At 44.5% G+C, this 16949-nt stretch carries 15 protein-coding genes; 4 read left to right on the plus strand and 11 right to left on the minus strand.

Annotated features, from left to right (window positions below; translation table 11 throughout):
* The first annotated feature begins 343 nt into the window (after window positions 1–343).
* Both IEY09_RS03310 and IEY09_RS03315 read left to right on the plus strand, forming a co-directional pair.
* Window positions 344–1165 (plus strand): cytochrome c3 family protein, encoded by an 822-nt coding sequence (locus IEY09_RS03310; protein ID WP_037414755.1) that lies wholly within the window; start codon window positions 344–346, stop codon window positions 1163–1165.
* Between the two features lie 10 nt (window positions 1166–1175).
* A complete protein-coding gene (locus tag IEY09_RS03315) occupies window positions 1176–1700 on the plus strand; it encodes a hypothetical protein (protein ID WP_188869833.1) in 525 nt (174 codons plus the stop codon).
* A 79-nt stretch (window positions 1701–1779) separates the two neighbouring features.
* Here IEY09_RS03315 and IEY09_RS03320 read toward each other — a convergent pair whose 3' ends face one another.
* From IEY09_RS03320 to tkt, 8 genes are all read right to left on the minus strand, one after another.
* Entirely contained in the window at window positions 1780–2364 is a 585-nt protein-coding gene (locus IEY09_RS03320) for a hypothetical protein (RefSeq protein ID WP_051714032.1), read from the minus strand.
* The gene (locus IEY09_RS03325; RefSeq protein WP_037414713.1) at window positions 2351–3100 is read right to left on the minus strand and encodes a winged helix-turn-helix domain-containing protein; all 750 of its coding nucleotides are present in this window, start codon (window positions 3098–3100) and stop codon (window positions 2351–2353) included. Before IEY09_RS03325 ends, IEY09_RS03320 begins: the two co-directional genes overlap by 14 nt.
* A 164-nt stretch (window positions 3101–3264) precedes the next feature.
* The gene (gene nhaD, locus IEY09_RS03330) at window positions 3265–4734 is read right to left on the minus strand and encodes a sodium:proton antiporter NhaD (RefSeq protein ID WP_047539845.1); all 1470 of its coding nucleotides are present in this window, start codon (window positions 4732–4734) and stop codon (window positions 3265–3267) included.
* Between the two features lie 240 nt (window positions 4735–4974).
* On the minus strand, window positions 4975–5712 hold the full coding sequence (locus tag IEY09_RS03335) for a DUF481 domain-containing protein (protein ID WP_037414718.1): 738 nt from the start codon (window positions 5710–5712) through the stop codon (window positions 4975–4977).
* A gap of 136 nt (window positions 5713–5848) precedes the next feature.
* Entirely contained in the window at window positions 5849–6916 is a 1068-nt protein-coding gene (fba, locus tag IEY09_RS03340) for a class II fructose-bisphosphate aldolase (RefSeq protein WP_011071213.1), read from the minus strand.
* Window positions 6917–7113: 197 nt separating this feature from the next.
* Window positions 7114–8289, minus strand: a complete 1176-nt coding sequence (locus IEY09_RS03345; RefSeq protein WP_188869835.1) for a phosphoglycerate kinase — start codon at window positions 8287–8289, stop codon at window positions 7114–7116.
* Between the two features lie 133 nt (window positions 8290–8422).
* On the minus strand, window positions 8423–9439 hold the full coding sequence (gene epd, locus IEY09_RS03350; protein WP_169547381.1) for an erythrose-4-phosphate dehydrogenase: 1017 nt from the start codon (window positions 9437–9439) through the stop codon (window positions 8423–8425).
* Window positions 9440–9567: 128 nt separating this feature from the next.
* Window positions 9568–11562, minus strand: coding sequence for a transketolase (tkt, locus tag IEY09_RS03355; protein ID WP_188869837.1), 1995 nt, complete (start codon window positions 11560–11562; stop codon window positions 9568–9570).
* 477 nt (window positions 11563–12039) lie between these two features.
* On the opposite strand from tkt, the gene metK reads away from it, so the two are divergent.
* Window positions 12040–13191: a methionine adenosyltransferase gene (gene metK, locus IEY09_RS03360; RefSeq protein WP_037414745.1), complete on the plus strand. Its 1152-nt coding sequence runs from the start codon at window positions 12040–12042 to the stop codon at window positions 13189–13191.
* 129 nt (window positions 13192–13320) lie between these two features.
* Window positions 13321–13770 carry a hypothetical protein gene (locus IEY09_RS03365; RefSeq protein WP_188869839.1) on the plus strand — a complete coding sequence of 150 codons (450 nt, stop codon included), beginning with the start codon at window positions 13321–13323 and terminating at the stop codon, window positions 13768–13770.
* Window positions 13771–13776: 6 nt separating this feature from the next.
* On the opposite strand, the gene IEY09_RS03370 is transcribed toward IEY09_RS03365, so the two are convergent.
* The 3 genes from IEY09_RS03370 to IEY09_RS03380 all read right to left on the minus strand — a co-directional run bounded on the left by IEY09_RS03370 (window position 13777) and on the right by IEY09_RS03380 (window position 16809).
* A complete protein-coding gene (locus tag IEY09_RS03370) occupies window positions 13777–14118 on the minus strand; it encodes a hypothetical protein (RefSeq protein WP_144346614.1) in 342 nt (113 codons plus the stop codon).
* The gene (locus IEY09_RS03375; RefSeq protein ID WP_229777678.1) at window positions 14111–16123 is read right to left on the minus strand and encodes an EAL domain-containing protein; all 2013 of its coding nucleotides are present in this window, start codon (window positions 16121–16123) and stop codon (window positions 14111–14113) included. The genes IEY09_RS03370 and IEY09_RS03375 overlap by 8 nt, the downstream gene beginning before the upstream one ends.
* Before the next feature lie 125 nt (window positions 16124–16248).
* Window positions 16249–16809 carry a GNAT family N-acetyltransferase gene (locus IEY09_RS03380; protein ID WP_188869841.1) on the minus strand — a complete coding sequence of 187 codons (561 nt, stop codon included), beginning with the start codon at window positions 16807–16809 and terminating at the stop codon, window positions 16249–16251.
* Window positions 16810–16949 lie beyond the last annotated feature (140 nt).

Below are 16949 nucleotides of genomic sequence, written 5' to 3' on the forward strand. Positions count from 1 at the left end.
TCGTGAGATAAGCCGCAGGTTGGGTGTATAAAATAAAAATCTGCTTTAGTTCACAGATGTAAATGGTATTTGCAGACAATAACTTGGGCTGATAAATGCTTACAAATTTACATAAATATCACAAATAATGTGTGTCACCACAAATTACAATCTAAAAAAGCGAATTATTACCCAAAATTCAACCTTATAAAGCAATTAAAAATTCAACGACACCTTCTTCACTAATAAGGGAAATATCCTCTCTGGCAAATCACATTATTTATCTTTTAGCTCCCTAGAATGGCTTTCATCAAACCAGTTTTCTGATTGATAAATAAAAGCAATTACTAAAGAGGAATTTATGATGAGCATTAATCGACGCCAAGCATTAACTCGTATTATCGGTATTAGCACAGCGGCAGCGGGCGCAACATTAATGGGTACGTCAGCCTTTGCGGCGACCAATGCCGACGGTCAATATCAATTAGCACTCGGCGAAAAACTCAAATACGCACCACTAGACCCCATGGCAACCGCCAAACTCGCCTACGAGACTGGTGGTGGCTGTATGCACCAAGTCTTTCACTCTGTCGTCACTATGCTAGCGCAATCTAATAGTGCCGATGCTGATAAGTTTAAAACTATCCCAACCGCGCTTGCTGGTTATGGTTTTGCAGGGGTCACAGGCCAAGGCACCTTATGTGGTAACCTCAACGCTATCGGTATGTTAGTCAATATCTTAGATGATATTAATGGTCAGAACAGCGCCGTGATTGCTAACACATTCCGTTATTATGAAAATACAACGCTACCTTTATCTTCCCCTGAATTTATTGCAGGCATAGGCTCAACCGCAGAAAAAACGGCTCTGGTTGGTAGTTCATCAAAAGCCATGAGCGTATTGTGCCACTCTTCTATTAGTAACTGGTCTAGGGCATCAGGCCTACCCTTTGCTAAAAAAGGTGAACGCTGTTATCGCCTATCAGCTTCCATGGCGTATTACCTGGTCGAACTGCTAAACCGTGCCCATCAAGGAGAGAATATCGGAGCCTTACCAGGTAGCAAACCCTCACTTGAGGCTCAGGATTGCCAAGTTTGTCATGGCAGCACAGGAACATTAGGCTCGGCAGCAAGCGTTAAAACGGATATGGAATGTACCACTTGCCACACTGGACATTTTAATTAAGGAGGCAGTGATGAAATACCCATTACTTGCGTTAACCCTCGCTTCGTTTGCCCTTGCTGGCTGTGGTAGTGATGATAACAAGTCAGAGGAAATTACACCTCCGCCACCACCTCCGCCCGTCGAAAAAACCGTGAGTATTGACGAGGCGACGCAAATTAATCTGGCAGTAAAGCAATTTGATCCCAATACTGGCACGTTGTTATTTACATTGGCTGATGCGTCACAAGCGGCAATCACTGCGGCTAAAAACTACGATATTTACTATTTTGGCTTTCCTGACAAGAATAAATCGTCGTCAAATGCTAAAGCATGGAAACGTTGGCATGTCACTCAAAGCTATCGTTGCCAAAGCAAAGGTGAATGCAGCGGTAAATTAACCGAGGTAAAAAATGGTCAATATCAGTTTGAAATAGCAGGACTTGATTGGCAGCAACAGGACCCAAGTGGCGCAGTGTCCCAAATTAAAGTCGCGATTCAGATCTATGGCAATCAAACGCATAACACTCTTAAATTAATCTCGGTGGCGACGCTCTGACAAACGAGCAACATTGCCTCACGCAAGCACTCAACCCGGTAGTAGCGCCATACAGCCGGGTTGTTCAATAAAACTCATATTAAAAAACCGAAGCTAATCCTTTAATTAACGGTGTACTATTAGAGCGACAAGCCCACAAAGAACCACTAGGCCGAAACTTCACTAAGGTGAAATCATTTACTGTATCAAAATCAACAATTTGCATATCAAAATCAATCACACCCTCTTTAACTAGCACGCCCCGAGATTTATCTACCGCATCGTGAATCGGTCCTGGCAACTCAGTTTGAAGCAAATCCATTTCAACGCTTGCTGTATCAACTCTCAATTTATAGGTCATGCTGCCGACTTCAAATGCTAATGACTCACCGTGGTAAACGATCGAAGCGATATTCCTCCCCCCCACTCCATAATGGTAAGACAGCTTAATGGCATCCCCCTCAAGATTAATATTAAGCGTTAAGTTTTTGTTGAATTTTGAGGATTGATTTACCACGAAGGGAGAAGCATACAACTCAGCATAACAACTTAAATCCAGAGTCTCTTTGCCACCGATATCATCATTTATCAATAGAAATAAAATCGTACCGATAAATAAAATTGCTAAATAATGCCATAATCGAATACGTTTCCATATACTTTTAATTAAATCAAACTTCGTCACAAATACCTACCTGCTTTAACCAATTCAAATCAAAATCATCGGAATTAAAATCATTTGAGAAAAGCTTAATGACCTTGTAATTCGTACTTTTGGTTTTATCATCTAGAAAAATCGTAAGCATTTGCTGGCCATTGGATACTGAAACAGATATGGATTGCCAAGGAAATACAGCACATGCAGACACCTGCGATATAAATTGATTAGCAAAAGGTTTTATGGTTTTCATTTTTTGCTTACCTGTATAAAAAGAAACTTCTGCCACCCTGTCATCAGCTAAAGTTAATTGCTGACTATAATTAGGGCTGATAGAGGTAGGATTACCTATACGATTAAAAAATACGCAAAAAGTGATAAATCCCAAAGACAATAATAAAAAGAACGGCAAGGCCTCAATTTTAATAAAGGGCGTACCTAATATCCCTGAGACCTTTTTTACTGGTGCTTTATAGAGCACATAACCTTGATCAGACATTTTACCTATGTAAGATAAATTATCATCACCTAAAAAGCGCTTTAATTGATGGATGATTTGTTCAAGACGCTCATAAGGACGACGCCCTCTATAATGTTGAAAGACTATTTGCATCAACTCCAATCGCGAAACAACCTTACCCTGATGCTCAATTAAATACTGAATAACGAGAAATTCATCCGGCTCAAGATCCCAGCAACGATCAGAAATTTGATTATGCAGCTGCTGTTTACGTACACAAAACCAACAACACCCAATTTGCATCTTAGCCCTCACGTCAAAAAATGATGGGCTAAGTATACCTGTAACAAATCGATTTCACTGTGATCTAGACTAAGTCACAATTTATAGTGAAATAATCTGTGAATTACATCAATAAAAAATTAAATGCTGAAAGAATGCATTGATACAACATGATTCATTTGTTCTCAAAACATTGCAGCATTGAGCCACATATGTACTAAAATACTCGCCACATATCCCAACGCAATGACAGGAGTCCAACGTAAGTGTGATCCGAAGGTGTAAATCCCCCTCGCCTGACCCATTAATGCAACCCCTGCCGCACTGCCGATGGACAATAAACTGCCACCCACCCCTGCGGTTAACGTCACCAGTAACCACTGACCTAAGGCCATATCTGGATTCATAGTCAACACCGCAAACATCACCGGAATATTATCCACGACTGAAGACAACAAACCGATGGCTACGTTGGCAAAGGTCGCATCCCAATGGGAATACAAGGCCTCAGAAACGAGACTTAAATACCCCATAAAACCAAGACCACCGACGCATAACACTACCCCGTAGAAAAACAGCAATGTATCCCACTCAGCACGGGAGATCCGATTAAACACATCGAATGGCACGACACTACCTAACTGTTGAAGACGCTGTTTATCCTGACGTAACTCCGCCTTTGCCCGTTCACGAGCAACGGAGCGATCAAAGGTCTTACGCAGGTAATAACCAAAGAATTGCAAGAAGCCAAGACCTGTCATCATCCCCAGCACCGGTGGCATACCAAGGAAAGAGTGAGCACATACTGCAGTAGCAATCGTCAGTAGGAAGAGCGCCACAATACGTTTAGCGCCAGGTTTAGTGTAAACCTGCTCTTTTTCAGGCTCAGGGATATAATGCGGAATAAATATACTCATAATTGCCGCTGGCACGACAAAGTTGACTAATGCAGGAATAAATAGATGGAAAAAATCGGCAAAGTGCACTAACCCTTTTTGCCATACCATCAGGGTCGTGATATCACCAAATGGACTAAATGCGCCGCCCGCATTGGCCGCCACCACGATATTGATACAAGCGAGGGTAATAAATTTTCGCTGTCCAGCGCCAACTTTCATGACCACAGCGCACATTAATAATGCGGTGGTTAAATTATCAGCCACGGGCGAAATAAAGAAAGCCATAAAGCCTGTCAACCAGAAAACGGTTCGTAAGCTAAAACCACGTCCCACTAACCAACCGCGAATGGCATCGAATAAATTACGTTCTTCCATGGCATTGATATAGGTCATCGCTACCAATAGGAAGAGTAATAACTCGGCATATTCCAATAAATTATGCTTAAAGGCTGCTTCAGAGACCTCTGACATACCATTTTGCACATACACAAAACCTATCATGCCCCAAATAATGCCGGCTGCGACCAATACGGGTTTGGATTTACGCAGGTGCAGCGCCTCTTCGGCCATCACCAAAATATAGGCAAGTACGAAGACGCATACGGCAATATACCCCACTGATGCAGCGGTTAAATCGAGCCGTTCTGTTCCTTCGGTCATTGCCCAAACTGCTGGTGAGAATCCGCTCAATATTGCAACACAGAATAGGCTAAATAATGCCATTCCACTGTTTCTAAACCACCGCTGTAATTTCATCTAAATTCATCTCTGCAAGGGAAATCAGTTCGCAAATTACCATAGCTCGGGCTCTGTAAATTTTGATAAAACGCAACTTTCTATGTATTTCCCGATAACCAAAGGCACTTACAACATTAATTTTTGTATAACTACAGGCGAAACTAATAAAGATTTAACTAACTTTGTTTCAAGTTAGTCTAAAAACAGCCAATAAAAAAGCACCTCTCGGTGCTTTTATGTTGATATCAATCACATTGATTAGAACGAATAGAGCAAGGTCATATTGGTTTCGGTATCGGTGCTCTTTTTATTGTCCAGCGGCTCGCTGTTATAACGCACGATAATGGCAAACTTCATTGCCAAGGCGCCAATAATATTCGCAGTGAGTGAGGTTTCCGAACGCGCATCTAATTTATCACCATAGTCGGCGACAAAACGCTGTTGGAATTTTGAGGTTTCTGTGATTTCAGTTTCGAAGTTAATCACACCGTGGGCAACCACACTGTCATTGGAATCTGTGCCCTCTAACAGAGCTTGCTCTGAATCGAGGCGTTGATAGATATAACCGGGACCGATTTCAACATCTAAGAAAGTCTTGCTGGTGTCATAGAGCCTATGACCATAACCCGTCGCGCCAGATACTGTGTAGTCATAACCGGTAAAAGGGTCAACTTCGTAGTTAGCGTTAGCAAATAGATAGCTGCGGTCAGTCATCTTATAGTTGCCTTGTGCCCCCGCTAAATAGCGCTTAGCCGTAACCTCGCCAGTATCCTCTTTATATAAACCTTCTAAAAGATATTGGTTTTCCCAATCACCTAATTCGTGTTTGAAGTTTAAGCGACCTTTGTAAGATGAGGTATCTGTGTTGCCTGTGGTTAAGGTTGCACCTAGCTCGGCTTCGCCCGCGAATGTTTTATCGCCTTTAACAAAATCGGCTCCCGCATTCGCCATAAATGGCGCCGTCATCAATAGTGCAGCGGTCAGTACTTTCTTCATGTTTATCCGTTCCTGTTCCGTTTAATCCCCTAAAAATCTGCGTAATACTAACATTTACGATTGAAAAATAAAAATTCATCGATTTTTTGCATAAAAAAGCCCGCTAATCAGCGGGCTTTGAAAAGTGATTTAAGGCTTACAGGTTGATCTTAGGGTCTAAAGCACCTGATTGATACGCTTTGTACATTGCTTGTAAAGACAAAGGCTTAATCTTAGAGGCTTGACCCGCACAACCAAAGGCCTCGTAGCGAACGGTACAGATGTCTGCCATCGCTTCCATAGAGGCTTTCAGGAACTTACGTGGGTCGAACTCGCTTGGGTGTTCGGCCAAGTATTTACGTACCGCACCAGTAGACGCTAAGCGCAGGTCGGTATCGATGTTCACTTTACGCACGCCGTGTTTGATACCTTCAACGATTTCTTCTAATGGCACGCCGTAAGTTTCAGGAATTTGACCACCGTATTGGTTGATGATCTTAAGCCATTCTTGCGGTACGGAAGATGAACCGTGCATTACTAAGTGAGTGTTAGGAATGCGGGCATGGATTTCTTTGATGCGGTCGATACGCAGTACATCACCCGTTGGTTTACGGCTGAACTTGTATGCGCCGTGGCTGGTACCAATTGCAATCGCTAGCGCGTCAACATGGGTATCAGCAACGAAGCGTGCCGCTTCTTCTGGGCTGGTCAGCAGTTGGTCGTGGCTTAATACGCCTTCAGCGCCCACACCGTCTTCTTCACCGGCAGTACCGGTTTCTAAGCTGCCTAAACAACCGATTTCGCCCTCGACAGACACACCACACGCGTGGGCGAATGCAACAGTTCTGCGAGTCACATCAACGTTGTACTCGTAAGAAGCAGGGGTTTTACCATCCGCCATTAATGAGCCGTCCATCATTACTGATGACATACCTAATTGGATAGAACGCTGACAAATATCAGGGTCAGTACCATGGTCTTGGTGGATACAGACTGGGATATCGGGATACTGCTCAAGTGCAGCCGTCATCAGATATTTTAAGAATTGTGGACGCGCATATTTACGCGCACCCGCAGAGGCTTGCACGATAACAGGGCTGTCTGTCGCTTCTGCGGCCTGCATGATGGCGCGCATTTGCTCAAGGTTGTTTACGTTAAACGCAGGCACACCGTATCCATGTTCTGCCGCGTGATCGAGTAGTTGTCGTAGGGAAATTAACGCCATTTTTTAACTCCAATAATAGGGTGACTTCACATTAACGCTGGGTCACCGAGGTCGCTATCGTTTGGATGGATTTTTATGCTCAATCGCTCTAGTGATGTGTAAATCCCTTTAGAGAAGGAGCGGTTTTTTTATAATTTTTTATCATTTTTTGTGCTGTCGCGGCGCAGTGCCGCGACAGCGCAATACCTAACTCAATGTTAGGCACCGCGTTTTTTCAGCATAGCTACAGCGGGTAACTCTTTACCTTCGAGGAACTCGAGGAAAGCACCGCCGCCAGTAGAGATGTAAGAGACTTTATCGGCGATACCGTATTTATCGACCGCCGCTAAGGTGTCACCACCGCCAGCGATAGAGAAGGCTTTAGAATCAGCGATAGCTTGCGCGATACGCTTAGTGCCTTCACCGAATTGGTCGAACTCGAACACGCCCACAGGGCCGTTCCATACGATAGTGCCAGCAGACTCAATGATTTTCGCTAAGGCTTCGGCGCTGTCGGGACCGATGTCGAAAATCATGTCACTATCGCCAACATCTCTCACTGCTTTTAAGGTCGCAGCAGCCGTTGGACTAAACTCACCCGCCACAACCACATCGGTAGGCACAGGAATGTCGCCACCGCGGCTTTGGGCGTTCGCCACTAAGCGCTTAGCTTCATCAATTAAATCCGCTTCGTATAAGGATTTACCCACATTGTGGCCCGCCGCAGCGATAAAGGTGTTGGCAATACCACCGCCAACCACTAATTGATCCACAATGCCGGATAAACTTTCTAATACGGTCAGCTTAGTCGACACTTTAGAGCCACCAACGATGGCCACTAATGGACGAGCAGGATTATCTAACGCCTTACCTAAAGCATCTAATTCTTGTGCTAATAATGGACCAGCACAGGCGATTGGCGCGTATAAACCAACGCCATTGGTTGAGGCTTCTGCACGGTGAGCTGTGCCGAAAGCATCCATCACATACACATCACATAAGGCCGCCATTTTCTTTGACAGAGCTTCGTCGTTTTTCTTCTCGCCTTTGTTAAAGCGAACGTTTTCAAACACAACCACTTCGCCTACCGCAACTTCAACGCCGTCTAAATAGTCGGTCGCTAAACGGACGGTGCAAGACAGGGCTTTGGCCAAGTAATCGACCACAGGCTGCATGGAGAATTCACTGTTGTACTCACCCTCGGTTGGACGACCTAAGTGAGACATCACCATTACCGCCGCGCCTTTAGCAAGGGCTAACTCGATAGTAGGGAGTGAGGCGCGCAAGCGTGCATCACTGGTGACGACGCCGTTGCTGACAGGCACATTGAGATCTTCACGAATAAGCACTCGCTTACCTTGGAGATCTAAATCTGACATATTGATAATTGCCATGGTAACGCTTCCTTTTATAATCAAAAAACAAACTGGTTTTTCATCAATCGGTTAGTGTAGATAGCGATTCGGCACTCGACATCCCGTCGAATTGGCGACCCACAGTTTAACCCATTGGTATCAATTCTTATCTTCAGCTTTGTTTAGCTGCAATCATCGCCAAACTAGTATCTAACATGCGATTGGCAAAGCCCCACTCGTTATCGCACCACAGCAACAGTTTAACCAACTGCCCTGCGCTCACCCGAGTCTGGGTGCCATCGACAATACTGGAGCGTGGATCATGGTTAAAATCACAGGATACCAGCGGCTCGTCAGTATAGCCTAAGATGCCGTTAAATCGTCCATTGGCGGCCAATTCTAACACTTGATTGACGGTCGCAATATCCACTGTTTTATCTAATGTTACCGAAAGATCGATAGCGGTAACGTTAATCGTCGGTACTCGCACCGAAATCGCCTCAAATTTGTCCTTCATGTGCGGCAAAATCCGCTCAATACCGCGGGCAAGTTTAGTATCAACAGGGATAATCGACTGCCCAGCCGCTCGGGTGCGGCGTAAGTCATCATGATAGGCATCAATCACTTGCTGATCGTTCATCGCTGAATGGATGGTGGTAATCGCGCCACTTTTCACCCCAAAGTGCTTATCGAGTACATCAATCACAGGCACGATACAGTTGGTGGTACAAGAAGCATTAGAGACCACGGTATGCTCGGCGCGCAATAGATCGTGGTTCACACCGTAAACGATAGTGCCGTCGACATCGGCCGATGAAGGATGACTAATTAAGACTTGTTTGGCACCCGCGTGGATATGGGCCTCGCAGCTTTGTCGATCTAAAATGGCACCTGTCGCTTCATAGACGATATCGATGTCCATCTCGCGCCAAGGTAGCTTGGCTGGATCAGGTTCATGGAGAATTTTGATGGCGTCATCGCCGATCAGCATCTGATCATCGACTAATTTGACTCTGGGCTGAAATCGACCGTGGGTAGTATCGTACTGGGTCAAATGGACAATGGCTTCAGGCTTAGCCAACTCATTGATTGCGACAATTTGGATTTGCTGGCGTTTTCCGGACTCATATAAAGCACGAAGGATTGAGCGGCCAATACGACCATAACCATTGATTGCGACTCGGATCATTGAGGTCTTTATTTCCTCTTAACAATACTGCATATACAAAAACGGCCTGCAAACGATTGCAGGCCGCATTATACAGATTAACCTTTCAAAAGTTTAACCTTTTGTCGGTAATCCCATCACCTAAGCGATTAGCCTAGTGATTTTGCAGCATTCAGCACATTTTCAACGGTGAAACCGAAGTGCTTCAGCAGCACGTTGCCTGGCGCAGACTCACCAAAGGTAGTCATGCCAACAACTGTGCCTTCGAAACCAACATATTTGTACCAGAAGTCAGTATGTGCCGCTTCGATAGCGATACGCTTAGTCACCGCTTTTGGCAGTACAGATTCTTTGTAAGCAGCATCTTGCTTATCAAACTCAGTGTTTGATGGCATAGAAACCACGCGAACTTGTTTGCCTTGTTCGCTCAGCGCAGCCGCAGCTTCTACCGCTAATTGCACTTCACTACCGGTCGCAATCAGGATGTACTCAGGCGTACCTGCACAGTCTTGCAGTACGTAAGCGCCTTTTGCCACATTCGCTAATTGCTCAGCAGTACGAGCTTGAGCCTTCAGGTTTTGACGGCTGAAGACTAGCGATGTTGGAGCATGACGACGTTCAATAGCCGCTTTCCAAGCAACTGCGGTTTCAGCCGCGTCACATGGGCGCCATACCGCCATGTTTGGCGTCATACGCAGGTTAGCTAATTGCTCAACTGGTTGATGAGTTGGACCATCTTCACCTTGACCGATAGAGTCATGGGTGTAAACGAAGATGTTTTGAATACCCATCAGTGCAGACATACGTACTGCGTTACGTGCGTATTCCATAAACATCATGAACGTCGCGCCGTAGTTGATGAAACCACCATGCAGTGACACACCGTTCATGATGCCGCTCATACCGAACTCACGCACACCGTAGTACACGTAGTTACCCGCTGGATCTTCTTGAATGCCTTTAGAACCTGCCCACAGGGTCAGGTTAGAACCTGCTAAGTCAGCACTGCCGCCCAACAGTTCAGGCAGCATAGCGCCAAAGGCTGCAATCGCGTTTTGTGACGCTTTACGGCTCGCAATGCCTTCGCCTTTCGCTTGGCATTCTTGGATAAAGGCTTGTGCTTTGGCTTCGAAATCAGCTGGTAATTCACCTTTCAGAACGCGGCGCTCGTATTCGCTTGCCAGTTCTGGGTATGCAGCAGCGTAAGCGGCAAACTTGTCGTTCCATGCAGCTTCACGGGCTGCTCCCACTTCTTTAGCATCCCAACCGGCGTATACATCGGCAGGGATTTCGAATGGCGCATGTGGCCAGCCTAAGAATTCACGGGCTGCAGCGATTTCCGCATCACCTAATGGCGCGCCGTGGCAATCGTGGCTGCCAGATTTGTTTGGCGAACCAAAACCGATAATGGTTTTGCAGCAGATCATGGTTGGTTTGTCGGTGACCGCTTTAGCCGCTTCGATAGCAGCACGAATCGCATCGCTATCGTGACCATCTACGTTAGCAATCACGTGCCAGCCGTATGATTCGAAACGTTTTGGCGTATCATCGGTAAACCAGCCTTCAACGTGGCCGTCGATAGAGATGCCATTGTCATCCCAAAATGCGATCAGTTTGCCTAGACCTAAAGTACCAGCCAAAGAACACGCTTCGTGGGAAATACCTTCCATCAAGCAGCCATCGCCGAGGAAGCAGTATGTGTAGTGGTCAACAATCTCGTGACCTTCACGGTTAAACTGTGCCGCTAAGGTTTTTTCTGCAATCGCCATACCCACAGCGTTGCTGATCCCCGCACCTAATGGACCCGTGGTGGTTTCAACACCTGGGGTGTAACCATATTCTGGGTGACCTGGGGTTTTAGAATGTAACTGACGGAATTGCTTCAGTTCATCCATTGGCAGATCGTAGCCAGTGAGGTGTAATAAAGAGTAGATCAGCATAGAGCCGTGACCGTTAGAGAGGATAAAGCGGTCTCTATCTACCCATTTCGGATTGTTCGGGTTGTGCTTAAGGAAATCATTCCACAGCACTTCAGCAATATCTGCCATGCCCATTGGGGCGCCTGGGTGGCCTGAGTTTGCTTTTTGAACTGCATCCATACTTAACGCACGGATTGCGTTGGCGAGTACTTTACGGGAAGACATGCTCTCTCCTGCTTAATTTGTGGGGTCTAGCGGGCAATTTGGACGCATATTTTCCCCTACATAGCGAAGCGACGCAAACGAAAATTCATCACAATCTCGCCTTACCATCGCCAATAGAACTTTTTGCGATAAAAAAATGGCTTAAGGATGAACTATTCAAGCCAATGATTCGTAGTTTAAGTCGCTATGACAATACTCTGTACAATTTCCCCCAAAGCACGTCTCGGTGGAAAAGAGGAAATGCCGCCGCGTATCCTTAACGGAATTAGATGGATTTTAAACACTTTTAATTAATTATTTTCAATCAGTTAAATGACTAACATGCTTTTTAGTTCAAATTTTAAAGCTGAGATTTACCTCACTAAGTACAGAAATATTTAGCTTTGGGGGTGTCATGGCGATGAAATTCCACTAAAATAGCCGTCTAGATGTAGATGCTTCTACACGTTTGATTGCTAACAACGAGATTTTCCTACTATGGCAAAGCACTTGTTTACTTCTGAGTCGGTCTCAGAAGGTCATCCCGATAAAATTGCAGATCAGATTTCTGATGCTGTGCTAGACGCGATTCTGGCCCAAGATCCTAAAGCACGTGTCGCGTGCGAAACGTATGTCAAAACTGGCATGGTATTAGTAGGTGGCGAAGTGACCACCTCTGCCTGGGTTGATATTGAAGAGCTGACCCGTAAAACGGTTCGTGAAATTGGTTATATCCATTCTGATATGGGCTTCGATGCCGATTCTTGCGCCGTATTAAACGCGATTGGTAAACAGTCTCCAGACATCAACCAAGGTGTTGACCGCGCTGATCCAAAAGAGCAAGGTGCCGGCGACCAAGGGTTAATGTTTGGTTATGCCAGCAACGAAACAGACATTCTGATGCCAGCGCCTATTACTTATGCCCACGCATTAGTGAAGCGTCAATCAGAAGTGCGTAAAAACGGCACTCTGCCATGGTTACGCCCAGATGCGAAAAGCCAAGTCACCTTCGCTTACGAAGACAACAAAATTGTTGGTATCGATGCGATCGTACTGTCTACCCAACACAGCCCAGACATCGCCCAAGCGGACCTGATCGAAGGCGTGATGGAAACCATCATCAAGCCAGTTCTGCCTGCACAATGGCTGAGCAAGGACACTAAATACTTCATTAACCCAACTGGCCGTTTCGTTATCGGTGGTCCAATGGGTGACTGTGGTTTAACCGGTCGTAAGATCATCGTGGATACCTACGGTGGTATGGCGCGTCACGGTGGTGGTGCATTCTCAGGTAAAGACCCATCAAAAGTTGACCGTAGTGCTGCTTACGCTGCCCGTTACGTTGCGAAAAACATCGTAGCAGCGGGTCTGGCAGACCGTTGTGAGATCCAAGTGTCTTACGCTATCGGTGTGGCAGAACCTACTTCTATCAGTGTTGAGACTTTCGGTACGGGTAAAGTATCTGAAGAAGTCTTAATCAAGTTAGTCCGTCAACACTTCGACCTGCGTCCATACGGCCTGACTGAAATGTTGAACTTAGCTCGTCCAATTTACCAAGCGACAGCCGCTTATGGTCACTTTGGCCGCAGCGAGTTCCCATGGGAAGCGACGGATAAAGCTGACGCACTGCGCGCCGATGCAGGTCTGTAATCTGCATTAAGCTCACGCTTTCGCACAAAAAAACCGCCTAAGGGCGGTTTTTTTATGCTTAGGATGTATTGCCTAACTCCATTCCTCTCAGCAAGATGGCTTTCACTCTAGGCAAAAGACAGAGACTCAATGAAGCCGTTAATCGCACAACTCCAATCCTGTTCTTGGGCGAACAAAGTGGGCCATTACGAGCCCATGGCCAACACCTTAGGTAGCCTAGAAGACATAGCCACTTGCCTTGAAAGGGAGCCCGGCCGTTTTTTCGAACCGCCCTACACTGAACCCTATGAAAGCTTATGTGTTAGCGACCATAAACAAGCCAACAGATTAAAGCCCCAAGTATCTAGTGAAATCGTCGCTCAAATAGCGAAAACCGCCTATCTGGAAACGTGGAAAATAATGCCCGTTGCTGAGATTTGCGCGCTAGTCGCAGATGATGCCGATACCTTAGCCACCTTATTGTTAGCCGAAGTCACGCTATGTGACTTCACACAAGAACGTCTAGCCTGGTACTTGCAGGGACGGCTTCCTTTTGGCTATCAAGGAAATTTCCCGACGGGGGAATGGTTAATTCTGTGATCCGGATTAACAGTGATCAAAATGGGCGTTTTGCATACACAGCAGATTTATCTGCGCGGCGGATAACAGTGCACACTCTTGTTCGCCAATTATCCTTGCACCTTGAACGACCTCAGGCGTTAAACATACTATAGCCGCACTGTAAGCATTGGTGCGGCCGCAATCGAGCCAACAATCTTCAATCTGTAACCAATAATGGGGGCGACTATCGTCGCAATCGACTTCAAATCCTCGGGCCTCACATTGCTGCAAGGCACACTCGGATAATAATACGCGCAGGTTGTCCCACGCCGATAAACTTGTCTGGGCATAGTTAGTCAACAAGATATTGACCAAGGATTTACTCACCATTTATCTCCAACCAAAAGGCTTTAGCATCGGGTCCTGGCATTGCCTTGGCATATAACCAACCTTGCACATAAGCAACACCAGCTTCTTTTACAAACTCGGCTTCAACACGGGTTTCAACACCCTCAGCTGTTAAGCTAAAACCTAAACTACTACAAAGTTTGCAAATTTGCAGATATAAAGTACGACCTTTAGGCTCACTGGCATTGGCGAGAATACTGCGATCTAGCTTAATACCATCAACATTGATTCGACTCAGTAGACTTAAACTCGAAAACCCAGTACCAAAATCATCCAACCAAAAATGGAAACCACACAGCTTAAGCTGTTTGATACTGCTATCAATGCGGCTTAGATCCAACATGAATGCCGATTCTAACATCTCAATTTCGACCTGATGAGCAACACTACCTAATCTATCATTCATAATCGCTAATAATTGACTATCGGTGATGTTATTTGGGTCAATATTTATACTGACCTTAGGAAAAAAGCCCTCTAATGCCCAACGAGCAAGATCTTCTGCAACGGTATTAATTACAAAACGATCAATAATGTGGGAATAGCCCGCACGTTGAAACGCATCAATAAAATAAGGGCCTTTTAAGGCCCCATACTCATCCCGAAGACGAATTAGCGCCTCAAATCCAACCACTTTACCATCAATTAAAGCAATCTTAGGTTGATAGTGAAGCTGCAATTCACCGGCTAACACCTCTTTGATGGTTTTCTCTAAATTAATTTCAGCCTTTAAAGACTCTGATTGTTTTTTTAGATAATGTGTTTCATTCATCAGCTCAATATCTGCTTGAAATTGAATCCTTTTCATAAGTTCTCGATCGAACTCATAGTGTTCACTCATTAAAGAAAATCGCTGTACAAATGGTAGATAAATCAACACACCGATAGCTATCAAAAAACATTGAAATAACACAGCACTAAAATGCCCACTCGCCATATAAGCATTAATAAATGGAGGTGTTATCCAAGGAAAGCTATGAGCATCAAATTCTAGAATACCTATACTGATGGCGCTATAGGCCAATATAAAATTCACTATGGGCGAGAGTATAAATGGCAATAATAATCTAGGGTTAAAAATAATAGGTAAACCATAAATCAATATTTCATTGATATTGAAAAATGCAAAGGGCGTTGCAATCTTAGCAATATGGCGTGTTGCACTGTCTTTAGAACTAATGAAAATAGCAATAATGAGCGATAATGTCGCCCCGCTGCCACCGTAAAGAATAAACAAATCCATAAATTGACTCGCGGTTAGATTAGGTACAACCTCAGTCAAGCCATTATCGACACCAATTAATAGTAGGTATGCATTATCACCGTGCACACCGAAGCTCCAGAGCACATGGGTTAATAAAATACGGATAAACAATTGGATCCCAATACTAGCGGTTTGCAAAGTATCAATTAGTGGCGAAAAAAACCAACTAAGTAAGGCAGATGCTTCGGTAACAAGCATCAATATAACCATAAAACAAATAACTACTGGCAAAAAAATATTCAGATGCTGTTTTAAGTATCGACTCAATGCTTTTCCTTTTACTAAGTCTAGCCATCGCCAAGTAACCAATATGCGCAATAGATATGCCGTTAAAATCGGTAATAAAACCACCCGAGGATCACCTAAAACCACATCAACATAATCAATGCTAAGTACTTCCTCTGTGGTTGGCACATGCAAAGCTAATAAAATGCTAAAGGAGATTGAGCACACAACAATCGCTGAAAGCTGAAGATATTTGGCAAAATGAAAGGAAAGAGAAATAAGCGCAAGCAACGGAAATATCTTTGCAAGCTGCACTGAAAAAAATGTTAAGCCATAAAAAAATGCCGTTGTTTGCCATTCCGGGATCCAACTACTTAATAACGCTATAACCAGTGATAGTAGTGAGTTAACAAGAATAAATGGCAGTAACGCGATAAAGGACTCACGTACAGAGATAAGAAAACTTCTGTCCAGAAAATTTCGAAGTTCAAACATGATATCAGGGTTATTATTGACAACTATTTAATAAAACATAGTCGATCAATCTTTTAGGACACAATCAACCTAAAAAATACTGATTTTTGAAAGCAGAACAACGTAACATATGGCGGGAAAACGAGTTAACGATGAGCGAGTGCATATGAGCGAATATCAACACTCATAATATAATAATCCCTATCAGAAAAAGTAAAAAAATCTGCAACTTGCATTTTAGCTTTACGAGTATGCGCCGCCAAAGAACGCTCATTTTCATCAGCTATAAACGTCACCAGATAAGTAAAACTAGGCGCAACTTCTCGGTAAATGCGAGTAACAAGTGCCTCAAAAACGCCTTGGCCACGATATGCTTTATCAACCCAGATGGGACCGTATTGACAGCTGTTTTGCACCGTTAATTGAGGACCATCGCCATTGATTCGATTCAATCTTTTCAACAAATTGCGATAAATTGGCCAGGTCTCAAAAAACGACCAACGTCCCGCAATCACATAACCTATAATGCGTCCGTTAATTTCAGCGACCACAATCCAATGCTTATCAATTAGCTGAATTAATTCATTACGATTAAATGCTTGCCCTTCCAAATTGACACCATTAGACATTAACTCATCATTGAGATGCTGGCGCTCTAACGCGGCCAATATATCAACATCTTGTTTAGTTGCTAATCGCGTTTGCATCAGAGGTATGTCCAAGTTGAGCTTATCGCTAGATTTTAAGCGCGTCAGTATACTTAAATAAATACTAAAGACTTTATCTTTTAGGAAAAAATTTGCTAATAACGCTATTGTTTCCCACACTTATTGAATTGTAGGTCATT

Source organism: Shewanella xiamenensis (assembly GCF_014647135.1).
GTDB lineage: Bacteria > Pseudomonadota > Gammaproteobacteria > Enterobacterales > Shewanellaceae > Shewanella > Shewanella xiamenensis.